Origin of the sequence: Rhodococcus sp. IEGM 1241 (genome assembly GCF_033142365.1) — a bacterium.
Classification (GTDB): domain Bacteria; phylum Actinomycetota; class Actinomycetes; order Mycobacteriales; family Mycobacteriaceae; genus Rhodococcus_F; species Rhodococcus_F erythropolis.
Genome location: NZ_JAWLSE010000004.1, coordinates 580,587 through 604,203 on the forward strand (window position 1 = coordinate 580,587; position 23,617 = coordinate 604,203).

At 64.8% G+C, this 23,617-nt stretch carries 17 protein-coding genes, 1 pseudogene and 1 riboswitch; of the genes and pseudogenes, 8 read left to right on the forward strand and 10 right to left on the reverse strand.

Translation table 11 applies throughout. The annotated features are described in order from the left end of the window. Positions 1-7 precede the first annotated feature (7 nt). Positions 8-946: an alpha/beta hydrolase gene (locus tag R4P70_RS21025; RefSeq protein ID WP_317831531.1), complete on the reverse strand. Its 939-nt coding sequence runs from the start codon at positions 944-946 to the stop codon at positions 8-10. Between the two features lie 148 nt (positions 947-1,094). Between R4P70_RS21025 and R4P70_RS21030 the strand changes: the two genes are divergently transcribed. From R4P70_RS21030 to R4P70_RS21050, 5 genes are all read left to right on the forward strand, one after another. Next, positions 1,095-1,607 carry a TetR/AcrR family transcriptional regulator gene (locus tag R4P70_RS21030; protein ID WP_047889133.1) on the forward strand — a complete coding sequence of 171 codons (513 nt, stop codon included), beginning with the start codon at positions 1,095-1,097 and terminating at the stop codon, positions 1,605-1,607. Positions 1,608-1,623: 16 nt separating this feature from the next. Then, positions 1,624-1,761, forward strand: a riboswitch (cobalamin riboswitch). A 115-nt stretch (positions 1,762-1,876) separates the two neighbouring features. Continuing rightward, entirely contained in the window at positions 1,877-2,884 is a 1,008-nt protein-coding gene (locus R4P70_RS21035; protein ID WP_003945625.1) for a FecCD family ABC transporter permease, read from the forward strand. Then, positions 2,881-3,699 (forward strand): ABC transporter ATP-binding protein, encoded by an 819-nt coding sequence (locus R4P70_RS21040; protein WP_317831534.1) that lies wholly within the window; start codon positions 2,881-2,883, stop codon positions 3,697-3,699. Before R4P70_RS21035 ends, R4P70_RS21040 begins: the two co-directional genes overlap by 4 nt. Then, positions 3,696-4,757: an ABC transporter substrate-binding protein gene (locus R4P70_RS21045; protein WP_151531831.1), complete on the forward strand. Its 1,062-nt coding sequence runs from the start codon at positions 3,696-3,698 to the stop codon at positions 4,755-4,757. The genes R4P70_RS21040 and R4P70_RS21045 overlap by 4 nt, the downstream gene beginning before the upstream one ends. Continuing rightward, positions 4,754-5,455, forward strand: a complete 702-nt coding sequence (locus R4P70_RS21050) for a (2Fe-2S) ferredoxin domain-containing protein (protein WP_317831537.1) — start codon at positions 4,754-4,756, stop codon at positions 5,453-5,455. Before R4P70_RS21045 ends, R4P70_RS21050 begins: the two co-directional genes overlap by 4 nt. Positions 5,456-5,785: 330 nt before the next feature. Here the strand turns inward: R4P70_RS21050 and R4P70_RS21055 are convergent, their stop codons facing one another. The 5 genes from R4P70_RS21055 to R4P70_RS21075 all read right to left on the reverse strand — a co-directional run bounded on the left by R4P70_RS21055 (position 5,786) and on the right by R4P70_RS21075 (position 11,396). Next, positions 5,786-7,231, reverse strand: a complete 1,446-nt coding sequence (locus R4P70_RS21055; RefSeq protein WP_003945530.1) for an aldehyde dehydrogenase — start codon at positions 7,229-7,231, stop codon at positions 5,786-5,788. 4 nt (positions 7,232-7,235) lie between these two features. Beyond that, positions 7,236-8,405: a hypothetical protein gene (locus R4P70_RS21060; RefSeq protein ID WP_317831539.1), complete on the reverse strand. Its 1,170-nt coding sequence runs from the start codon at positions 8,403-8,405 to the stop codon at positions 7,236-7,238. Between the two features lies 1 nt (position 8,406). Further along, positions 8,407-9,594, reverse strand: a complete 1,188-nt coding sequence (locus R4P70_RS21065; protein WP_317831541.1) for a phosphotransferase family protein — start codon at positions 9,592-9,594, stop codon at positions 8,407-8,409. 139 nt (positions 9,595-9,733) lie between these two features. Next, complete coding sequence (locus R4P70_RS21070) at positions 9,734-10,621, reverse strand: ROK family protein (RefSeq protein WP_317831543.1); 888 nt, start codon at positions 10,619-10,621, stop codon at positions 9,734-9,736. A 4-nt stretch (positions 10,622-10,625) separates the two neighbouring features. After that, positions 10,626-11,396: a class I SAM-dependent methyltransferase gene (locus tag R4P70_RS21075; RefSeq protein ID WP_046379788.1), complete on the reverse strand. Its 771-nt coding sequence runs from the start codon at positions 11,394-11,396 to the stop codon at positions 10,626-10,628. Between the two features lie 173 nt (positions 11,397-11,569). Between R4P70_RS21075 and R4P70_RS21080 the strand changes: the two genes are divergently transcribed. Next, positions 11,570-12,784, forward strand: coding sequence for a glycosyltransferase family 4 protein (locus R4P70_RS21080; RefSeq protein ID WP_019747129.1), 1,215 nt, complete (start codon positions 11,570-11,572; stop codon positions 12,782-12,784). Here the strand turns inward: R4P70_RS21080 and R4P70_RS21085 are convergent. Beyond that, entirely contained in the window at positions 12,731-14,470 is a 1,740-nt protein-coding gene (locus R4P70_RS21085; RefSeq protein ID WP_317831546.1) for a hypothetical protein, read from the reverse strand. The genes R4P70_RS21080 and R4P70_RS21085 overlap by 54 nt on opposite strands. A gap of 33 nt (positions 14,471-14,503) precedes the next feature. Here R4P70_RS21085 and R4P70_RS21090 point away from each other — a divergent pair, with 33 nt between their 5' ends. Next, entirely contained in the window at positions 14,504-15,730 is a 1,227-nt protein-coding gene (locus tag R4P70_RS21090; RefSeq protein WP_030534642.1) for a lipopolysaccharide biosynthesis protein, read from the forward strand. On the opposite strand, the gene R4P70_RS21095 is transcribed toward R4P70_RS21090, so the two are convergent. Further along, entirely contained in the window at positions 15,711-16,667 is a 957-nt protein-coding gene (locus R4P70_RS21095; RefSeq protein ID WP_029254588.1) for an ABC transporter substrate-binding protein, read from the reverse strand. The two genes, R4P70_RS21090 and R4P70_RS21095, sit on opposite strands and share 20 nt — an antisense overlap. Positions 16,668-16,836: 169 nt before the next feature. Next, positions 16,837-17,970 carry a DUF3068 domain-containing protein gene (locus tag R4P70_RS21100; RefSeq protein ID WP_019747133.1) on the reverse strand — a complete coding sequence of 378 codons (1,134 nt, stop codon included), beginning with the start codon at positions 17,968-17,970 and terminating at the stop codon, positions 16,837-16,839. 216 nt (positions 17,971-18,186) lie between these two features. On the opposite strand from R4P70_RS21100, the pseudogene R4P70_RS21105 reads away from it, so the two are divergent. Continuing rightward, positions 18,187-19,236: pseudogene (locus R4P70_RS21105) on the forward strand (acyltransferase family protein); the annotation flags it as partial. A 23-nt stretch (positions 19,237-19,259) separates the two neighbouring features. Here the strand turns inward: R4P70_RS21105 and R4P70_RS21110 are convergent. Continuing rightward, complete coding sequence (locus R4P70_RS21110; protein WP_317831638.1) at positions 19,260-23,594, reverse strand: DUF3367 domain-containing protein; 4,335 nt, start codon at positions 23,592-23,594, stop codon at positions 19,260-19,262. Positions 23,595-23,617 lie beyond the last annotated feature (23 nt).

Here is a 23,617-nt window from a genome sequence, read left to right on the forward strand (position 1 = left end):
CTTCAGGCTAGGCGGGTGGCGACGGTTTCGTGCGGTGACGCTCGGCGACGGAGCGCAGCAGTGTGTCGACGGCGTCGTGGAACTGCGTCAGGCCCGGCTCTTCTACGGGAAAGTGCCCGCACCCGTCCAGCATCACGAATTCGGTGGGTGCGTTGATGCGGCGGAGGAACTGCAAGCTCAGTTCGGGTGGCGTCCATCGGTCGGCGGCCGGGTGGGTGAGCAGAACGGGCGTCGTCCGAAATGTTTCGGGTGCGGTGTGCTCGAACGAGAAGTAGCTGCTGAGGAATCCGAGTGGCACCCGAACACCGCCACCACGCGGATCGGTTGCGCACAGCGTCGCGAGTTCACGGTTGCTGCTCATGTTCGCGACGTCGGCGACCCAACGGATGGGCACGCGGATACGGCCCACCAGTCGTTCGGTGCGGCGCATCAGGGGAGCGCCGTAGACACCCATCGGGCCGAACCGCGCCGCGGCAGCTCTGGCCGACGGATTCGAGGGATCGAGCAGACAGGTGGCGACGACGGCGTCGGCCAGACCGGTCCGCGCGGCTACCTCGTAGGCCAGCAGACCGCCGATGCTGGCGCCCAACAACACCAGCGGCCGATCGTCGGCTGCCTTCTCGGCTCGGACGAGATCGCAGAGGAGATCGACCCACTGCTCGTACCGGACGCCGGCCGGATCGGCTACGACGGTGTCGCCGTACAGCGGAAGATCGGGGAAGAGGACTTCGGCTCCGAGTTTCACGCCGATCCCGGCGAACGGCCACAACGCGCCCGAGTAGCCGCCGGCGCCGTGGATGCCGAGAACACGAACCGGCGCGTCTGGAACCACCGCCCGTGCGACGTGGACGGTGTTGCCGTTCCACTCCCACCACGTCGGGGTCGGCGCCGGCATGTGGTCGGTGTACCGGTCGGGCATAAACTTCGAGTAATCGGCGCTGGTCACCTACACAATTCTCGGTATCGGCGTCGCGGCTGACAACTCGCATCGGAGGACCGTGTCGACTCGGCGGAAAAGGCCCTCCCAGCAGCGCTCGAGGGCTACCTACGACGCGATCCTGGAGGCAGCTACTCGCGTTTTCGCGTCGGAGGGCATGGCAGCGACCACCAACCGGATCGCTGACGAGGCAGGGGTGTCGGTGGGCTCGCTCTACCAGTATTTCGGCGACAAGTACGAGATCCTCGCGGAGTTGGCGAACCGTCACGTGAGTGCTGCGCGGGAGAGTTTTGCGCTCTGCCTTGCCGACATCGTCGAGCGTGAACTCACCCCGGACGAGGCCGTCCGGATGTTGGTGGAGTGCGCGGTCGAAGTGAACAGTAAGCCGCGAGAGTTCTTTCACCTGCTCTACGATCAGGTTCCGCGTACGCGTGAGCTCATCGCGCAGGTCGAAGGAATGAATCGGCAACTGGTACTGGGTTTTTCGGAGTACTTGCAGAGCCGCGGTTTCAGTGCGGACGATGCGTTGTTGACGTCGCGGCTGACCGTGACTGCCGTGGACAGCCAGGTGCATCGGGTTGTGCTGGAATCGGATTCACCCGAAGAACTTCGAGTGCGAACGGAAGCCGTCGTGCGGCAGGCGAGATCGATGATCGCGTCGGAATCCTGATCCGGTGTGCGGAATGGTGACCACAGTCCGTTATGGTTCTGACGTCATCATCGAGGTAATGGGAAGTCGGTGCAATTCCGGCGCGGTCCCGCCACTGTGAGGTCGTCCCTGCGTCGACCGTAGCCAGATACCACCCTCGTTGACGTTGTGTCATGCCACGAGGATGGATCGGTCACACCATGAATGCTGTTGGCGGAGCTCTGTCTCCACCTACCCACCTGCCTTCGCCGAAGGCTGGTGCGCCTCGAGGACGGCTCAGTCCGGGTATCGTGCTGCCCGCTCTGCTGGTCGTCACCGTGCTCTCTGCTGTGTGCGCGTTGGCATTCGGATCCGAGATGCTCCCCGTGTCCACTGTGGTGGACGTGGTGCACTCGCGCTTCGGAGGCCCACCCGTCACGCGTTCCGAACTTGCGATCGTGTGGGGGATCAGAGCACCTCGGGTACTGCTCGGTCTGGCCGTCGGCGCTGGTCTTGCCGTCGCCGGCGCGGTGGTGCAAACCCTCGTCCGCAACGCTCTCGCCGATCCCCACTTGCTGGGAGTGTCGTCCGGCGCGAGTGTAGGTGCCACCGCCGTCATCACCACCGGACTGTTCGCCGGCGCGGGAGTGTGGGCGCTCAGTTTCGGCGCGATGATCGGGGCGTTGGGAGCTGCGATTCTCGTCTTCACCATCGCGACGCTGCAAGGCGGTATCACTCCACTGCGATTGGTTCTGACCGGCACCGTTACCGCATCCGCCCTGTCGGCGATCGCGAGTTTTCTGGTGCTGCGTACCAATGATTCCCAGGCCGCGCAGTCCGTATTGTTCTGGCTCCTGGGAAGTTTGGCCGGGGCATCCTGGGACAAGTTGTGGGCGCCGGTCATCGTAGTGTTCCTGCTGACGGCAGCGGTGTTCGCCCTGCACGGTTGGCTGGATGCGCTGGCGGCCGGACCGGACGTCGCGGCTTCGCTCGGTATTCCCATCCGAACCCTGCGAAACGTGCTGTTCGGCGTGCTGGCAGCGTTGGTCGGCACGATGGTTGCGGTGTCCGGCGCGATTGCCTTCGTAGGCTTGGTCATACCGCACGTCACACGCATGCTTGTCGGAGCCAGACATCGAGTGGTGTTGCCGGCGGCAGCGCTGATCGGCGCGTCGTTCCTGGTGTGGGTCGACGTCGTGGCGCGGACCTCGTTGCGGCCGACCGAGATCCCGCTGAGCGTGGTGACCGGGGTGATCGGTGCCCCGCTGTTTCTCCTGCTTCTCGGCCGTCGGCGCTACCGATTCGGTGGCAGTTCGTGAGCGCCCGCGCCCTGGCGGTGACCGCGTCCGGAGTCGTCGTCCGCATCGACCGCCGAGCCGTCGTCAAGGGCGTCGACATCGCGGCGGACGCCGGTGCAGTAGTCGGCGTCGTCGGTCCGAACGGATCGGGCAAGTCGACTTTGTTGCGTGCGCTTGCCGGTCTCGGACCGATCGCCGACGGTGACGTACGCGTCGGCGGCGAGTCCGTGCACGCGATGTCCGCGCGTTCGCGGGCCAAAGCCATTTCTTTTGTGGCGCAGGAAGAGCAGAGTCCCGCCGATTTGTTGGTTCACGAGTACGTGACTCTGGGGCGCACGCCACATACAAAGCCCTGGAGTGTCGGCGGAAAGCACGAGAATGCCGTCGTTGATCGTGCTCTGGGCGAGGTCGGAATGATCGAGCACAGGCTCTCTTCGATGGACACGCTTTCCGGCGGCGAGCGTCGGCGGGTATTTCTCGCCCGAGGTCTCGCGCAGGACGCCGGCGTGCTCATCCTCGACGAGCCGACCAATCATCTCGACATCCGGCATCAACTCGAACTGCTAGATCTGGTCCGGTCGTTGGACCGGACGGTGATCATGGCACTGCACGACCTCGATTTGGCTGCGGCAGTGTGCGATCGGGTGCTCGTGCTCGCGGATGGAGTTGCCAGGGCGTTCGGACATCCATCCGACGTACTCACCACCTCGGTGGTGGCAACTGTCTTCGGCGTCGAGACTTTCGAGCTCGTGAACCCCGCGACAGGCCGTTCACACCTCGTATTCGAATCACGAAATTCTCAACTACAACAATCATTTTCGGAGAGTGCACTTTGATACATGTCAAGACTCGAGCGTCGTTCGGTGCGGTTGTAGCCGCGACAGCGTTGTTGACAGTTGCCGGCTGCTCGGCAACTGCACCGGTGGACGAAGCTGCAGACAAGACTTCGGTGACATTGGAGAACTGCGGGACCGAAAGCACTTTCCAGCTTCCGATCGAGAACGTCGTTGCGACAAGCAATGCGGCCAATATCGGCACCATTCTCCGAGTCGGCGGTTTGGATCGTCTCGCGGCCGTCGTGTTGAACACGAACAACGACGCGGTCATGGAGTCGATGTTCGGCCCTGGAATTGCGGACGTCCCACACCTGGACGGAACGATCACGCTGGAGACGATTCTGGGTAAGCAGGCGGACCTGGTGGTCGGCTCCTACAGTGGCTTGTTCAAGGGAGCCTCCGGTGTGACGCCGGAATCGCTGCAGAGCAACAACATCGATGCATATGTGATCTCCGATAGTTGTCGGCAGAGTGCCGCAGCGGATTCCGCGCTCGGCACGATGGGTCCGTGGGATGCCCTTCGTGCGGACGTGACCAATTACGGCAAGCTGTTCGGAACCGAGGACACCGCCGCCGAGGCACTGACCGAATTGGATTCACGTTTGGCACGTCTGGAGTCCGCGCCAGATGCCGCTGACAAGCCGAAGGTTTTGATCTACGACAGCGGTGAAGAAGATCTGTACACCAGCGGAGGCAACGGAGCCCCCAACGGAATCATCGACGTCGCCGGGGGAACCAACGTGTTCGCCGACGTCGACAACACCTGGTTCAAAGCGAGCTGGGAGACCGTCGCGAAGTCAGAACCCGACGTCATCGTGATCATGGATTACAAGAAGAGCGCTGACGAAGTACAGGGCAAGATCGACGCGATCAAGAGCCGAGAAGGCCTACGCGATCTCGACGCCGTCAAGCAGAACCGCTTCGTCGTACTCCCGCTCGCGATGTTCACCAGCGGATTCCCCAACGTCTACGGCGCGGAAGAGCTGCGCGCGAAGATCGAAGAGTTCGGACTTGCTCCGTCGAGCGGGATCGACTGGACAACCGCGCCGTCGGCATGAGTGTCGACAGTGGTTCGAATCGGGTGATCGTCGTACTGCGGCCGACCGTCAGCGGCCTCGACGAGTCGGCCGCGCGACGGATGTTCGACGCTGTTCGGGCCGGCACCGACGCCGACGTTCGTATTGCGTACCTCGATGTCGCGTCGCCGAGCCTTCACGAGGAACTCGATCGAGCGCATACCGATGACGTGGGCAAGGTCGTGTTGATTCCAGTTGCGGTGCCGAGGGATCGGTACCTGCTCACGTGGACCAGCAAGGCGGTTGCGAACTGGCGCGAAACCCGGATCGGTGCCGAACTGGAAGTTTCGCTCCACGAATCGGAAACGCTCGAAGGTGCCGTGGCCGCGCAGGTGATCGATGAACTCGGCGCGGCAGGAAAGCCGATCACTGCCAGTCCGGCGTCGTATCGCAGTCCGGCTTGGTCGGTGATCGAGCAGCACGATACACATCTGTTGGTGTGCAAGGGGCCCCGCTGCATGGCGTACGGAGCAGGGCCTCTCCACCGGGCCATGAGTGCGGCGGCCAAAGGCACTTCGGCAAAGGTGACGGGAACCGGTTGTCTGAGCCCGTGCAACCTGGGCCCGTTGGTGATCGCGAACCCCGGTGGCACCTGGTTCGGTCATGTGGACGCCGGTGACGCTGAAGCATTGGTCGTAGGTCAGGAGAATCAATTGGTGGATCACGTTCTGGACCGGTAGATACAGGTCGGCGAAACAGAGAACCCGCTGAGCGCGAAGTGCGCTCAGCGGGTTCTGTTGTCCTGTCTCAGGAACCGAAGGGAAGGGTTCCCGGCGGGATCTGGTATCCACTGCTGCCGACGGAGGCGCTGCCCCAGAGTGCGAGGAAAGCGTTGATGGCGTTGGTGAGCATATGAATGTCCTTTGTGAGATGACTGATTCGTTTTCGACGGTACCGGGTGGATCTGTGGATTCGCTGGGAGTTGGCACCCATTTCATGGGGCTGGCACCCGTTCCGGCAGGTCGGAACGGGTGCCAACTGTCAGCAAAGGGTGCCAACTCCCGGGTGGGTCAGCCCACGTAGCCGGGCGGCATGAGTACGGACTTGGTCTCGCAGAAGGCTTCGAGGCCCTCAGGTCCGTTCTCGCGCCCGATACCGGAGTTCTTGTAACCACCGAACGGTGATCCGGGATCGAAGGCGTACCAGTTGATCGCGTAGGTACCCGTGCGGATCTGCGCGGCAACTTCGAGTCCGTGATCGATGTCGGTGGTCCACACCGATCCGGCGAGGCCGTAATCCGAATCGTTGGCGATCTTGATGGCCTCGTCCTCGGAGTCGTACGGGATCACCGAGAGAACGGGTCCGAAGATCTCCTCGCGTGCGATGGTCATCGAGTTGTCCACGTCGGCGAAGATCGTCGGCTCGACGTACCAGCCCTTGTCCAGGCCGGCGGGACGTCCACCACCGAGTACGACGCGCGCGCCTTCTTCCTTGCCCTTGGCGATATAGCCCTCGACGCGCTCGCGCTGCTTCTCGGAGATCAGCGGGCCGAGTTGTGCTGCGGGATCGGACGGATCGCCGACGGTCATGAAGCCTGCCGCGGTCTTCATTCCCTCGATGACCTCGTCGTAACGCGAACGGGGAGCGAGGATTCGGGTCTGAGCGACACAGGCCTGGCCGGTGTTCATCAGGCCGGACATGACGAGCATCGGCATTCCGGCGGCGATGTCGGCGTCCTCGAGGATGATCGCGGCGGACTTGCCACCCAGTTCGAGGGAGCAGCGCTTGAGGTTCTGCGCGGCGATGGCACCGATCTTGCGACCGACGGCACTGGATCCGGTGAACGTGATCTTGTCGATGCCCGCATGAGAGACCAGGTATTCGCCGGTCTCGGCTCCGCCGGGGAGCACGGAGATGACGCCTTCGGGAACGCCTGCCTCGGTGAAGATCTCGGCGATCACGTGGACGGAGAGAGGGGATTCGGGTGCGGGCTTGAGCAGTACGGTGCAGCCGGCGAGCAGCGCGGGGGCCAGCTTGTTGATCGCCAGGAACAGCGGGACGTTCCAGGCCAGCACGGCGGCGACGACGCCGACGGGCTCACGGGTCACCTTGGTCTGCCCGAACGCACCGGTGCGCTTCTCTTCCCACGCGAACTTGTCGGCCAGCTCGGCGTAGTAGCCCAGCGTCGCCATCGATGGGGTCTGCTGCATCATGCCGACCATGGCGGGCGGCTGGCCCATCTCGTTGGAGATGAGCTGGTTGATTTCCGCGCTGCGCTCTTCGATCAGCTTGGCGGCCTTGGCGAGGATCGCGCCGCGCTCGGCGGGGGTGGTGCGTGACCACGGTCCCTCGAACGCCGCGCGGGCTGCGGACACAGCCGCGTCGATGTCTGCCGGTGCTGCGATGGGACAGCTGCCGACGCGCTCCTCCGTTGCGGGAGAGAACACTTCGAGTACCTGGTCGGTGGCCGGGGCCACCCATGCTCCACCGATGTAGAGCTTGTCGTAGTCAGTCATCAATTCATTCCTCGGTGTTGTCGGTCGCCGCGAGGGCATACGCGTCGTCTGCCTGTGCGGTGTCGGTGAAACTGGTGAATCCGTATTTCTCGTGCGGTCCGATGGCGGCTACCTCGAAAAGACCGGTGCCGGTGTTGGTGTTCGTGCCTTCGGTGAGCGTGAAGGACGCGAGGTTGTCGACGGGGGAGAACATGCGTTGGAACGGTTCGATCTCGTGGACCTTGTGGCGGAGCCCTTGTACGACGAGTTCGCCCTGCCACATTCCGTGACGCCAGTCCTGTTCGAGCCCGTAGCCGGTGCCGATTCCGATGTAGTTGGCCAGCAGCAGTTCGCAGGCGACGGTGAGGACTTCACCGCCTGGCCGGTGGAAGGTGATGGTCGCTCCGGTGACGTCGCGGGTGTCGGGGCAGAACGTCAGTTCGTGTTCGGGTCGGCCGAGCCATTCGTTGTCCCTGGCTTCGTCCGGCCACACTCGCATGGCTTCTTCGACGATGCGCCTGCCCTGCTCGTCTTCCTGCATGATCACCGAGATCGTGAACTCGTCGAACTGCATGACCGCGTAGATCCAGAAGAAGTTCTGGATTCCGTCGACGGCGCGTCTACCTTGCGGTTCGGCCTCTCCGACCGGACGCACACCCCACGAGCGGTCGCGGTTACCTCGCCACGTCTTCGGGTCGATCGCGAGGTCCTCCCCGTCGACGGTGAGCGATCCGGTCCACGTGCCGGTCTGCAGGAAGCGTGAGGTGTCGAACGTGACTCGTTCGAGTTGACGGCGAAAGTGCTTGGGCTCGAGCGCCGCCGGGATGGTGGCATCGAAGGTGATGTCGAAGGAGAGATCGTATTCGCTGCCCGGTTCGAGTACGACGCGGAGCTTCTGCAGTCCCTCGAGCACTTCGACGCGCAAAGGTCCGACGGCGGTGTCGGTACGGTCGGCACCCAGCGCCTTCGACATGCGAGCAACGATGTGGTCGTCACCGCGGCGAAGGACAGCGAATGCGTCCATGACGCCGAGGTTGGGGTACTGGCCGAGTCCGACGATGAGGAACACGTCGGGGGATTCGGTGGGGTAGCAATTGAAGTAGTAGCGGTCGTAGAAGTTTCGATCCGAGGTGGCTACGTGACGGATCGGTTCGGCGATCTGGTGAACGGGATAGTCGTCCATCGGTGAGAGCATGTCAGGCCAACCTCTCCCAGTAGGTACCGTCGAGCATCGCGGCGAGCGAAGCGCGGTGCATGATCATGTCGTCGGGGTCTTCGGGTCGCTGTGACTGGCCGAAAGCTATGGCGCGGGCCTGGATTCGCCACATGATGACCGCCTGACGCAGTGCGGCATAGGTAACGTAGAACTCCAGATCGTGTGGGGTGTGGCCGGTGATCTCGGCATAGGTCTGCGCGAGATCCGGCAGTCGAAGGAAGTCGGGAAGGCCGGGTAGGTTCGCCAACCCGGCGATGTCCTCGAAGAACCTGTGCAGGAATGCCATCCAGCCCAGATCCATCTCTCGCGGGCCGAGAGTTGCCATTTCCCAGTCGAGTACGGCTACCGGCGCGAAGTCCTGGTACATGACGTTGCCGATGCGCGAGTCGCCCCAACAGAGCACCGCCGGAGAATCGTCCGCGGGATTGTTCTCCTCGATCCAGTCGAGGGCACGTTCGATGAGCGGTGATCTGATGCCGTCGGAGACCACCCACTCGTAGTACGCGCGCTGCTCGGCGATGTGCGCCGTGAATGCGTCTCGTGCAGTCGTTCCCGAATTCGGGAGTCGGAGGAAGTCGAAACGCTCGCACGGCTTGTCGATGGCGTGCAATTGAGCCAGGACGTCGACCGAGTTCTGTTGGAGGGTTTTTCGCTGCTCGGGGGACGCTTCGGTGACCCACGATCCGAAGTTGTACGGCATGACGTCTGGCGGCACGTCGCCGGAGATTCGTTCCATCACGAAGAACGGCGCACCCAACGCGTCCGGGTCGGATTCTGACCAGTACACCGCGGGTACGGGCACCGCCGAGTGCTCGCGCACCTGAGCCATGGTGCGGAACTGGGATTCGAGGTCGTAGGTCGGAAACACCGGCATGGTCGATTCCGTCGGTGCCACCCGAGCGACCAAGGGATGATGATCGCCGTCCCAGGTGGCGTCGAAGAGGATGGTTTCGCTGGACATGCCGTTGGCTGCGGGCAAGGTGACGTCGGCGACGGTCACAGTGGATCCGCTCGGCACTTTGCCGGCCATCCACCGTTCCAGGCGCTCACGGAGGTCTTCGGTGTCGCGGAGGGAATCGCTCGGTCGGGCGACCTGGGCGTGATGATCGGTTTCATCGGTCGAAGAAGCAGTCGAGGCAACGTCAGATGAGGAAGCGTCTGGGCTCACGGTCACCTCCTTCCCGTAGGCGTCACGTGCAATGCCCGTAACGGTGTGAGTCAGAACACTAAAACACGTTACAGAAATTGGGAACAGGCGGCACCCGTTTAGTGGGACTCCCTGCGGATTTATCGGGGAAGAACGCGTGTCAGATAACGGCGGTGAGCGCGAGCAAGCCCGCACCGGTCAGAGTTCCGGCGCCACCCAGCTCGGCGGGAACGATCCGGAGCCCGGCGATGAACGACAAACGGGCATGTCGGGCAGCCGCGTCGAGCATCGGTTCCCACAGCGGTGCACCCGACTGGGCGAAACCGCCGCCGATCACCGCGAGGTCCACGTCCAGGAGGGCAGCCGCCGAGGCGATGGCACCACCGAGCGCCGTCCCTGCGCGGTGAAGCGCGTCCACGGCGATCGCGTCGCCGCTGCGTGCACCCTCGGCTAGTTCACGGCCGGTGTTTCCCGACCAGCCCTGGCTACGAGCCCATCGCACCGCGGACGGTCCACTGGCCACCGTCTCGAGGCAGCCGACGCCCCCGCAGCTGCACGGTTCGGAAGATCCTGGAGCGACGAGGTGGCCGATGTGACCGGCGTTCCCCGTGCGACCCCGAGCAATCTCACCGCCGAGGACGATTCCTCCGCCGATTCCCGTCGAGACGACCAGGCTCATGAGGTTCGGGGTCCCGCGTCCGGCGCCGTGGTGGAACTCCGCCAATGCCGCTGCGGCTCCGTCCATGGCGAGGGCAGTTCCGGCATCGGGAAAGACGCTGCGGACGCCCGCTACGAGCTCGAATCCCTGTGCCCACTCGGTGATGTTGATGGGGGCGACGACGCCGGCGACGGTGTCCACCGGCCCGGCGCAAGCGATGCCCACACCGTCGACGTCGCGGCCGTCTGCGACTCGTTCGAGCAGCGCCGCACACGCTCTCCACGGGTCGGTCTGCGGCGTCGGCACGCTGTCGAACACGGGAACACGGCCGTCCTCGGACACGACGCCGGCCGCCATCTTGGTGCCACCGATGTCGAGTGCGAGGCGCATGTCGCTATCGCTTTTCGAGAACCACGACGAGGTTGCTCACCAGGAACTCCCGAAGACCGGGGACTCGGACCATCCACCACGCCCACGACGGGTGGTAGCGCGGGATCGCGGCGAGCAACGTGCCCTGGCTGGTTCCACGGGCCCAGCGTAGGCCGTCGGTGGCGCCGACTTTGAACAACGACACCCCGAATCTGTTCTTCGGTTCGCGTCCGGTCTTGCGGAGGTACCGCTTGGCTGCGTACTCGCCCCCCAGCGCGTGCCACGGTCCGGTTTCGTGGCCGCCGAACGGACCCCACCACAAGGTGTACGAGAGAACCATCAAGCCGTCGGGCTTGGTCACGCGCAGCATTTCCTCGGCCATCAGCCAGGGCTCGCTGACGTGTTCGGCCACGTTGGAGGAGAAGCAGATGTCCACGGACGAGTCCAGGAACGGCAGTGCCAAACCGGAACCACGCACCGCGCCGCCCACGGTCAGACCCGCAGCATGCATCTCCGACGGATCGGGTTCGACGGGAATGTAGCGGGCACCTGCGGCTTGAAAGACCTCCGCGAAATAGCCCGGACCACCGCCGACGTCGAGGACGGTGAGACCGTCGAGGGATCGTCCGGTGTGACCTTCGTGCAGGTCCGAGATCAACTCGACGGAGTCGCGCGCGAGCGCGCCGTAGAAGATGTCGGGCGCGGACTGCTCGTGGCGGAAGTCGCTGAGCAGGCCGAACGAGCGTTTCAGGGTTGCCCGTCGGCCGAAAATGCGGGTCACTGCGGGCTTGGTCACGGGTAGCAACTTTAGCCACTGGGTCGCCCGGTCCACGAACACCGTCAGGAGCGCGGCAATACGGACGCTCGAACAGTTAGGGTGTTCGGCAGGGTTACCGGCCGGTCAGGCGGGGCATCCCGCAGGATCGCCCGAACCGGGGTGGCCACCGACCAACTCAGGGAGTAACGCACGTGCGCGAGGTTCTGTTGCTCTGCTGGCGCGATACCGGGCATCCCCAGGGTGGTGGAAGCGAGCGTTACCTCGAGCAGGTCGGATCCCAGTTGGCCGAGCGCGGTATCAAGGTGACGCTGCGGACGGCGTCGTACCCCGGGGCGCCCGCGTCGGAGGTTCGAGACGGCATCACGATCAGCCGGGCCGGTGGACGTTTCAGCGTGTACCCCCGCGCTCTGGCCGCCATTGCCGCCGGACGTCTGGGTTTCGGATCGCTCAAGGGCATTCGCCCCGACGCGGTGATCGACACCCAGAACGGCATCCCCTTCTTCTCGAAGACCGTGGCGGGTGCGCCGGTCACGCTTCTGGTCCATCACTGCCATCGTGAACAATGGCCGGTGGCAGGCAAGCTCGTCGGCCGGATCGGCTGGTGGGTCGAATCGCGATTGTCACCGCGCACCCATCGACGTAGTCAGTATCTGACGGTGTCGCTTCCTTCGGCCGAAGAATTGGTGGACCTCGGTGTCGAGCGCGAACGAATTGCCGTGGTGCGCAACGGTGCCGATCGGCTCCCCGTCGGCGTCGACGCGGGTGGATCGATCACCAGGGCCGAGCGTCCCACCATCTCGGTTCTCTCACGACTGGTGCCGCACAAGCAGATCGAGGACGCACTCGAGGCCGTCGCAGCCCTGCGTCCGACGCTTCCGGACATCCATCTCGACGTCATCGGTGGTGGTTGGTGGGAGCAGAACCTGCGAGATCGCGCCGCCGAGTTGGGAATCGGTGACGCCGTCTCGTTCTACGGTCACGTCGACGAGGCTCGTAAACATGAACTCCTTGCGCAGTCGTGGATTCACCTCATGCCTTCGCGGAAGGAAGGGTGGGGCCTGGCGGTCATCGAGGCTGCGCAGCACGGTGTTCCGACGATCGGTTACCGCAGTTCCAAGGGCTTGACCGATTCGATCGTCGACGGAGTGACCGGGCTGTTGGTCGGCGGTGAGCACGCCGGCGACGGCGACATCGCTGATCTGACGCAGGCGGCAGGCACCCTGCTCCGCGACCACGAACTCCGCACGGTGCTCGGTGAGAAAGCTCGGGTGTGGTCGGGCGAGTTCTCCTGGGAGCAGACCGGCACCGGAGTGCTCGAGGTGCTGACCGCGCACAAGGACGGTCGTTGGGTCTCAGGACTGGCCGCGCCTCGCGAGTCGAATTCGGTTCTGGTTCAGTCCGACTGAGATCAGCGCGATCACGCCCATCAGTATCCAGGCGAGATGCGCAACGATGACGGCCGTTCGGGCACCGGTCGACGCTTCCTGCGCGGCGACATCTCCCGGTACCCGGTAGAGCTCGAGATCGTTGTCGGCAAAGACCTGTTCCAATCCGTCGAGTGTCGCTGCCGCCTTGCCGAGTTGGCCTGGTGTCTCACGCTCGATCAGTACCCATCCGACTCCGAGATCGGCCAACTGCGTAGGACTCCCGCCGGCAAGCAGCAGATCCTCGACCTGGGTGGCCCGGGTTCCTTCACCGCCGACAGCACCACCGGCAACCACCAGTTGGCCGGTCTGCAGCACGTCGAGGGGTAGGAAGCGTGGTGCTGGATCGAGTACCGGCGCATCACCGCTGTAGGGGAAGGCGCGGAACATCCCGGCGGGAAGCACTGCAACGTCACCGGTTTCGTCTCGTAGTTGCTCGGCCACCACGGTCCAGGACCCGGGATAGTGCACGGGCTTCAATGCGCCGCCGACACCCCACACCAGATCCGGTAGCGCCACGATCGTCACCACGACGGCGGCGATCGAGAATGTCGGGCGGGGAAGGGAGAACCGATTGCCCGCCCACATCACCGCGGCGGCGGCAGCGAGTGCGTAGAACGGTACGGCCAGCGCGACCCACTTCTGGGCGTCACGCAGTAGACCGGCGCCGGTGAACACCTCGACCGACCATCGGCCGACGTCGAGCCCCCACGGAGTAGCGCCCAGGGTCGGAGCGAGCACCGCGAACAGGGCCAGCGCGCCGAGTCCACCGACAACGGGGTTCCGGCGTCGGCGCCATAGAGCGGGCACACCGGCAAACACCACGACAAGCAGAAGAACTGTTCCGACCAACGCGAAGAGTGTTGTGCGCGTGGAAGGTACCGCTGCCGAGTTCCAGATACCGCCGAGCCCGGCGAGGCTGCCGAGCGTCGCGAGTCCGGGTTCTGCTCGGGCGGCAAAGGCGGCGACTCCCGCCGGATCGGAACCGTCGCCTGCTGCTCCGGATACGAAGGTGGCGACCAACCACGGCGAGGCGGCGACGAGGAACAGCCCGATAGCGCCGCAGACACGCCGCATGGCCGAGGTTCGGCCTCCGGGGGTGGCAACCACCACCAGCGCGGCCGTCAGAGCGAGTAGAGCGCCGGTAGGTGTCAGGCCCGCGAATGCCAATGACGCGGCCAACGCCCACCAGGACCCGGGCGTGGCTCGGCGAACTCCGATTCCGGCACCCACGATCCACGGCAGTGCGGCATATCCGGTCAGCAGGCTCCAATGTCCTTGCAACAGGCGCTCGGCCACGTAGGGGTTCCAGAGCATCACCGTCGACGCGACCAGTTGTGGACCGAGACCGGCCGTCGGCAGCAGGACAGCGACCATGCGCGCCGCACCCCAACCGGCGAGCCAGAGCGCCACCAGCAGGATGAACTTGACCACCAGTCCGCCGTCGATCACGGTGCTCAACGCTGCGATCAGCGCGTCCTGGGGAACGGCGCGGGCTGCGGCGTCGGTGAGTCCGAGGGCGGAGTCGGTCAGGTACGAGCGCGGCGTGCTGACGGCGTCGCGCAGCAGGAGGTAGCCGGGGCCGAGCAGCGGTCCGAGGATCAACAGTGCCAGCGCCAGGCTGTACGCCGCAGGCAGGTAACGGCGGTATCCGGCTTGCACTGTCATGACGCGCACGATACGTGGTGCATCATTACTGCCATGCCTCGCCAACCACTCGATCGCGCCGCCGCGGCCGGGGTCGGCATGGTTTTGGTGGGATCGATGACGGCCAATGTCGCGTCGTACCTGTTGGCATGGTTGGCCAGCCGATGGTTGGGTCCGGTCGGCTACGGCGAGTTCGCGAGTCTGCTTGCCGCCCAGTTGGTACTTGCGGTTCCGGCTTTGGCGTTGCAGACGGTGGTCGCCCGCGAGGCGGTGCGTGGCAAGAGCACAGATGCGTTGCGGTCGTTGGGGTATCGATGCACCGCGATCGTCGCCGTCCTCGCGGTTGCGCTCGCTCCGGCGATGGCGTGGCTGCTCGACACCGGAATCGTGGCGTCGTTCTCGGCATTGGTGACTGCGCCCATGTTGGTTCTACTGGCAACGGAGCAGGGGTTGTTGCAGGGTCACGGTCGATTCGGCACTCTCAGCGCCGTGCTGGCCGGGGCCGGGGTGATGAAAGTCCTTCCGGCAGTGATCGTTCTGGCTTTCGGCGGCGGGGCAGGCGCGGCATTGGTCGCGGGCGCGGCCGGAACTGCGTTGCTGGTGGCGATAGTTCGAGTGGTCGACCGAACCGTCTCGGTGAGCGAGGACCGTCCGGTGCGTATCGGCGTCGTCTCCGTGCTCGCGGCGTCGCAGGTTCAGCTTGCGTTGATCGCGTTGTCTTCGCTGGACCTGCTGATCGTCCGCGTCGTCCTCAGCGAGTACGACGCCGGTGTCTACGCACTCGGAGCCGTCGCGACGAAGGTGGCGTTCTGGCTGCCACAGGCAGTGGGCGTCGTGCTGTACCCGAAGATGGCGAATCCGGCGCACTCGGCGCAAGCGGTTCGCTCGGCGTTGGCGGTGCTCGTCGGTATCGGCGCCGTGTTGGTTCTGGGGGCGGCGGTTGCCGGCCCGCTGGTGCCGATGCTCGTGGGCGACGCGTACGCCGCCGTGGCTCCGATGCTGTGGGCCTTCGCCCTGCACGGTGCAGCGCTGGCGGTACTCCAGGGTGCTTTGCTGTCCGCAATCGCGTCAGAACGCACGCGAGTGGCCCTTCTGGCGTGGGCAGGACTGGTTGTGGAGGCGACGGTCATGCTGGTGTGGGCGAAGACGCCGGGAGAGTTGATCGGCGTCGCCGTGGTGGTTGCGTCGACGACGGCCTTGGCGGTGTCCGTCGCCGCAGTGCGAAGTGCCGACCGCGCCCGGCCGGCACCTCACAGCGACGTCAGTTCTCCAGACGCGTGAACAAATCGTCGAAGTAGTCGAGCGTACGCATCGCGGTGTAGACGGATCCGTAGTTGATGTTCCCACCCGTGTAGACGACGTTGTCGCCTTGTACTGCGCGGATACGGTTCCACATCGCGCGGTCGTCGGTGACGGGATCCACGCCGGGCGCGGTGGTGACGATCATTCCGTCGGCCGAGTCGAGGGAAGTCACCAGGTTTTCGGTAGAGATCTCCTTCTGTCCCTCGACGGGCCACTGGAGCTGGACGCCGAGGTCTTCGGCCACCTGCGTGGAGATGCCCTTTCGGTTGACGCCGTTGACCTTCTGATTCACGTAGTTCAGCAGCACGATCTGCTTGCTCGCCAAACTCCGGGCGTGGCGTTCCTTCAATCCGGCTGCCTTGTCCTCGTACGCTCCGATGACCTGACGGACTTCGGGGTTCTCGGTGCGATCCAGCCAACTTGCCAACTGGTCGATGTTCTCGCGCCACGGACGGGTGAAGTCCATCGGAAGCACAGGAGCCGTCTGGCTCAACTGCTGCAGCGGCCACATGTCGGAGGCCTCACCGATGTCGGTGCAGATGATCAGGTCCGGTTCCAGCGCGAGAATTGCCTCGACGTTGACCGGTGCCTCGAACACCTGCGCCGTGGGATCGGCCGGAACCCACGGCTCGGCGGCGTCGAAGCTGTACGCGATGACCGGCAGGCCCATCGCAACGGCTGGTTCGAGGTCGAGTCGGGAGTCGATGGCGACGACGCGCTTCGGTGTCACCGGGATGTCGTAGGTTCCGAGCGAGGTCGTGACCGTGCGCATCCCGGACGCATCGCCCTCGGTACCGGCGGACCTTGCGCAACCGGCGGCGAACAGCCCGGAGAATGCAGCACTCCCGACAACAAATCTCCGACGTGTCAGATCGCTGACACAGATGTGCGAACCCAGAACTGTTGATGCGGGCATGTGGCTCCTCGTGTTCGGGGTGGTCTGGACTTCCAGAAAACGCTAAGCCCGCGACCACGCGGAGGGAACGACCCGTTGCGCCAATCCGTACGCCGATCCGGCAACAAAGTCCCGAAATGCAGCAGAGCGCCCCTTCCGTGTGGAAGGGGCGCTCTGCTTACTGCCTGAATCAGTCCTTGCGCAGATCCGGACGCGGGATCACCTGAGTGTCGTCCGAGGTCCAGTCGTGCTCACCCGGAGCCGGCTCGGGCGAACCCTGGCCGCTGGGATTCTGGTTCGTTCCGCCGTGTGCAGCGCGGGCCGGAGTTCCGCCCTTGCCGCCGCGAAGGCCGAGGAAGATACCGGCGATCAGCGCGATGACTCCGAGGACACCTGCCACGATCGGGACGGTGCGGCCGAACAGCGAGAGCTTGTCCATGCCGTCACGCGCCTGCTGGACCTGGTACTCGATGGTCGCCTCGTCGAAGGGCAGCGTGACCTTGAGAACCTCGACGTCGACGGCATCCTTGTTGCGGCCGTAGTACTGGTGCAACTGCTCCTGGCCCTTGACGACGACACCGGTCTTGGGCTCGACCCACAGATCACGGACGTTGGTGTACCAACGCGTCATCGTGATCGGGGTTGCGCCGCCGGGAACGCCCCAGGTGTCAGCGGGAAGGCTCAGCTTGTTGGTGGGGGAGTTGACGACCTTCGACAGGTCGACGGGATCGATCGTCTGCTGGAAGTGGTACACCTTCAGACCGTTGATCTCGGTCTCTTCGACGAAGTCGATGTCCTTCGTGGCGCGAGCGTTCAGGTCGAAGTAGGGGTAGCTCTTCTGTTCCGTGTTGAACGGGAACTTGTACTGCAGACCGTCGCGGGAAACTTCTTCGGCGGGCTGGTCGCTGGACGTCTGGACGGTTCCGACCGGATCGTTGGTCGGCATCGAGCTGACGCGATCGAGCGTGACGCGGTCCAGGGTTGCGGTCAGCAGTCCGGTATCGCCCTGCTTGTCGGTACGACGGACCGTCTGGCCGGCTTCGACGGTGATGATGTCGGCGTCGGACGGGTCCTGCGTGGTGACGTAGCGCTGAGCGACGATCGGCACGTTGGTGTCGACCTGTGCCTTTCCGCCGAGGAGGGCCGCCGAGTTGAGGACGCTACCGGTGCCCGTGGCGACGGTGGTCACCTCGAGGTCGAGTGGCGTCTTCTCCAGCTTGCCTACCGTGTAGGTAGGAATGAGGATGGCGATGGCCAAAAGGAAGGCACCGAGGCCCACCAGAATGCAAGGAAGTATCCGGCTCGGCCCTGAGCGTTCCGCCATGCTGTGACTCCTAACCCGTTAAGTCTTTCGAGGTTCCCCAACCGGCACAATATGAGCTGCGCAGATCGCATGGGGCCCCCGATGGACACCATGTGTGGCAGAACACTAACAGTCCACCGGCCCGGTTTGTCGCATGAGGGCATGAATTGGCCAGGCATTTTGTTGTGAGTCCCTGGTGGTTTCCCTCAATCGGCCTGGGGTGCACACTTATCCGTGATGATCAGTTCCACGAATTCCTCTCAGACGGTCCCGCCACAGGCTCGGGGCTTCGTTCCGGCTTTGGACGGTATGCGTGGATTGGCCGCGCTCGGCGTCCTCGTCACCCATGTCGCGTTCCAGACCGGTGAAGCGCAGTCCGGTGCGATCGGGCGCGCGTTCGGTCGACTCGATCTCGCCGTAGCGGTGTTCTTTGCCTTGTCCGGATTTCTCCTGTGGCGCCCCCACGCGGCAAAGGCTCGCGGAATCGGGCAGCCGCAGTCGACCGTCCGGTACTGGATCTCCCGCGCGACGCGCATTCTGCCGGCGTACTGGGTGGCAGTGGTCCTGATCCTGCTGTTCCTGCCCGGAGCCGGCGGGGGCTACCAAGTGTGGCTGGCGAATCTCGGGTTGGCGCAGGTCTTCGTGCCGTTGACACTCACCGAGGGCCTCACGCAGATGTGGAGCCTGTCGGTCGAGGTGGCGTTCTATGTTCTGCTGCCGCTTTTCGCGTATCTGATGGTCCGACTACGAGGAAACTCGGTCCGGTTCCGGCTGCCGCTTCTGCTCGGGGTGTCGGTCTTGGCCTTGACGTGGGCATTCATTCCGATTCCGACGCCGGACGCTATCCACCACGACAACTGGTTGCCGGGCTACCTGCCGTGGTTCGGCGCCGGCATGGTGCTGGCCGAGCTGGCAGTGGGCCCGTCGACATGGGTGCATCGCCTCGCGCACCGTCGGGTACTCCTGACCCTGATTGCCTTTATCGCCTTCGTTCTCTCGTGCACTGATCTGGCCGGGCCCGAAGGTCTGGTGCGGCCTGAGCCGTGGCAGTACGCGATCAAGATTGCACTCGGTGCGATCATCAGCTTCTCGTTGATCGCGCCACTGGTTCTGCGCGATCAATCGCAGCATCGGTTCCTGGCCAGTCCATTGGCGCTGGCAATCGGACGCTGGTCCTACGGCCTGTTCATCTGGCACCTGGCCGTACTGAACGCTGTGTTCCCCGTATTCGGCATAGTTCCGTTCTCGGGCAGCTTCTTCTACGTCCTGGCCCTCACGGTCGTCCTGAGCGTCGCTGTGGCCTCGGCCAGTTACGCCTTGGTGGAGGAACCGGCGCGCGTCGCGGTCACGCGGTGGGAGAAGCGCCGCCACATCGGTGAACCGGCAAAGGGCAACGCGGCCAACCCGGTCACGACCAAGGCCACCAACATCGAGAACTGAATCGCGAACGAATCGCCCACATAGCCGCCCGGTGCCCGCCACGGTCCGGTCGAGAGCAGCGTGATGCCGATCATCGCGGCCACGCCGGCGGTGCCGACGAGAATGCGTGCGGTCCGAGCCGGGCCGAAGATTCGCAGCGCGGCAAGTCCGAGGATCGAGCACACAACTGCGATCGCCGCTCCCACTCCGCCGCCGATGACGGTGGCCGCCGCGAGCACGCCCACCCATCCTGCCGCGACGCTGCGCCACGGTCGGGGTGGTGTGAGGGGCTTGGGCTCTCGGCGCGTGGGGACAAGAGCCGCGAACAACAGCGGGATCAGCAACACGAGCCCGCCGAAGATGCCGAGGCGGTACCAACGGTCGCTGGGGAAGTCGATGGTGACGGTTCCCGCGGTGCCTGCCGGCACGATCCAGCCCTGCTGCCAACCGTTCACGACCACCGGCGTCAGCTCGGAACCGTCCGGCGCCGTGGCGATCCAACCGATGCTGGTGCTCTCGGGATTGACGATCAGCTGATCGGCGGACGAGTTCGTGACGGTGAGTTCGCGGTGATTCGCCGTCCACGCGGTCGATTCGAGCGGTGTATTCCGTTGCGCGGCTGAAGGACCGACAGCCGTCAGATCGAGATTGTCGACCGAGAATGCGGGGCCTGGTTCGACGACCACTTCAGGCTGTCCCGCCGGCAAAGTCGCCGAAGCGTCCACACCGCACACACGTGCCTCGACGGGTGCGCCGGTCCGAAGTTGCGTCGCCGTCGCCGTGATCGAGGTGGGGAACTGCTGTCCGGCAACCGAAATGGTCGGGCCGTCGCCACAGGTGACGGTGACGGTGCGGTTGTCGAATGATTCTGCGCCCTGCACTCCGGAACCGGCGATCGGGGTTCCGTCGGCACCGACGACGCCGACCTCGGCGAGGCCGGTGGGCTGCGCCTGGGCGAAGCCGAGCGCCGTCTGATCGAGGACCGGTTCCCAATCGGTGATGCTCAGGACGATCTTGTCGGTGACGAAGGGGGAGAGGGTAACTCGACTGGTTCGAGGCGTGTCGTCCGAGGGTTCGGGCAGCTCTCGCACCTGCGGCCCGTTGCCGAGATTCACCGCGACACTGGTCGGCAGCGACGGCAGAGTGCCAAGTCCCCGCGTGATGTCCAGGCCGGTGACCAGGGTGGGCTCGGGAAGATTGAGAGTCATTGTCGGTTTCGGGCCGCCCGGTTCTGTGGTGCTCTGCGGCGCCGACCACGTGGTGCGTGCGTCGCCGTCGGTGGCAGCGAAGGCAGACCCGCGTGTGTCGCCGATGTCGCTCGAACCCGAAGCCGTGATTCGGCCGGGGACGGAAAGCAGATCTTCGAGGGCGTTGCCCTGACGCGCTCGGACAGTCAGTGTCGGTGCAACGACTGTGTTTTCGGGCACCGTGAGCGTGCGCTGGAAGCGGCTCGGCTCTTCGGGTATCGCCATGAATGCATTGCTGCACCGCACGCGGTCCGTCGAGTCGGCGCAGGCGTTGCGGCCGGGGAACTCCTGGCTCAGGTTCCACGCGTTCACAGATGCGCCCGTCGGCGTGCTCGGCAGGACTGTGTCGAAACGGATCGGTACGGTCTTCGGCGCGCTGCGATCGGAGAAGTCTTCGACGGAGAGTTCGCTGATGCCGAACTGTGTTCCAGGCGATCCGTTTTCGGTGTGAGTCGCTGTGACGCGTACCCACGGAGTGTTGCCGCCCGGGATCGAGACGGTGATGGGCTCACCGGGACGCTCCACCTTCACCGCCGTGCTGCCATTCGGTGTCGAGACCTCGAGCCATTTGACGGGAGCTCCGATTGCCGCGGCACTGGTGGTCAGATGAAGCAACCCACTGGAAATCGGTGTGTCGAAGTCGATCTGCAACCACTGGCCCAGTGCGCGCTCGATGCCGTTGCTGAACCAGCCGGTGGCCGGATCGCCGTCGACCGTCGACGCGGGACTGCTCGACGGTGAAGTGCCGCCCAGCTGGGTGGCGTCGGAGGCGGCGCTGGAAACGGTGATCGAAGCTCCGCTCCAACGGCCTTCCACGAGAGGCGTGTTCGCTACCGGGTAGTCGGGCACCAGATTGTAGGTACGACGAGCGTCGTCAGGGGTGCGCAGGGCGGAACTGTGGTTGTCGACCTGACCGAAATCGGTTTCTCGATCGCGCGGTGTGTCGGTGACGGTGACAGAATCGACGGGCAGTCCCGCAGCTTCGGCGTCGGCGGCGAGAATCATCGGCCCGGTCCCCGGAACCAGCCCGCTTTCGTGAAGTCGTACAGACGATTCCGGCCCACCTTGTACACGCGGAACCTGGTTCAGGTCGACGGAGTACGGGCCACTGACCGCCGGGGTGCCGTCGGGCGGGGTGACCTCGAAGATTTCGATGGCCGGGTAACCGGGACGCAGATCGCTGTCCGCGACCAGCCCTTCGATCGGTTCGGGGCTGTCGTCTTCACCGAAGTGGGCGACTCGCCCGATCCCCGGCGAGCCTTCGACCGCCTGGTGCACGAGTATCGGCCTGGCCGAGCGCGACGTTTCGCCGTCGAGGTCGTTGCGCATCACCAGGTAGTGGATGCCCTGCCCAAGCAAGGTCTGTGCGAGGCCGTCCGACGGACGTCCGTCGGCGATGAGACGTTGCACCGAATCGAGCGCTCGGATGGCGCCGGGAGGGGTCAGCGGGACCGAGTCACGCACCGCCCACGGCGTACTCGCCAAAGCCTGAAGCGGTTCGTCACGCGTCAGACCCCAGACCTGGCTGCCGAAGGGCGCTCCCGGGACGACCAGGGCACGTTCGGCTTCCGATCCGGGGGAGGTGTTGTCCTCGAGCCACTGCGCTGCTTCGTTCCAGTACGAGGGAACGTCCGGGTAAGCGCCGCGGGGAGCGAGCTTTCCCGTCCAGGCCAAGGCAGTCGAGAGGGTGAGGGCAACGAGGATCAGGCTGGTCAGTGCGACCATCGGTTCGCGCTCGGGATGGGCGAACGCGCGGCGCCATCGGGCGAGTGGAACCGATCCCGGTAGTGGCACTTTGGCCAGCAGGTGTGCGAGTCCGAGCACCAGCGGCAGACGGACCAACGGCTCGAGCTTGTGGACGTTGCGCAGCGGAGCACCCGCCGAGTCGAGGAACAGGCGTACCGACTCCGACACCGGCGAGCTGAGTTCACCAACGTATCCCGCGGCCAGGCCGGTGATACCGACGAACAGGACGAGTGTCAGCCGGCCGCGAGCAGGCATGGACCGCATGCAGAGCCCGGCGAGGCCGGCGGCGGCAACCAGACCGGTGGCGACAACTGCTGCGGGCTGGGTGACCAGGACGGCGCCGGCAATGCGTTCGGGGGAGACGAACGGGGTCCAACTGTCCGTGCCGCGAAGTATCTCGGCCAGCGACGCCCATTGCGTGGTGACACCGGCGGACTCGATGTAGTCGAGGAACGGTGGGCTGATCTTGCCGAGCAGCAGTAGCGGCACGATCCACCAGAGTGTGCCGAGAGCGACGAACAGCGCCCACCACGCGGTGAACTTCAGCCATGTTCGGTTGGGTTTGTGCGAGAGCCACCAGATGATCGCGACCAGGCAGGCCGCGGCAGTGGCGACGGCATTGATCGAACCCATGAGCGCGACGGCAAGCGCGGATTGCGCGGCCAACCGCCTCAACCCCCGTGAGCGGTTAGGGAGTCCAGGGACTCCTTTTCCACGCACAGGGCCGAAGGCCAAAATCACCGGCAACAACACCCACGGCGCCAACATCATCGGCAGGGTTTCCGAGGAAATCGAACCGAGCGTGGTCAGGACGCGGGGAGAAAGAACAAAGGCAACCGCTGCGATGACGCGCGAACTACGGCTGCCGATACCGAGAGCCTCGGCAACTCGGATGATGCCCCAGAATCCTGCGATCAGAAGCAACGCCCACCAGATGCGCTGGGTGATCCACGGCGGAACGTTCGCCAACTCGCCGAGGGCGAAGAACGGCCCGTGCGGAAAGAAATATCCGTAGGCCTGGTTCTGAACCTGGCCGAGCGGGGCCTGACTACTCCACTGATGCGACGCGCGTTCGAGAAAACCGAACGGATTCTGCGTCAGGTCGTACTTGGTGTCAGCGGTGATCAGACCCGGCGATTGCAGAAAAGTGAGAAGAAACGCTACGACGGAGGCGCCGAACAGCCACCGCTTCGACAGGGGCTCTGCCGACGGGGCGGTGTCTACCGAAGACACCGCTGCGTCGGCGGAAGAACGGG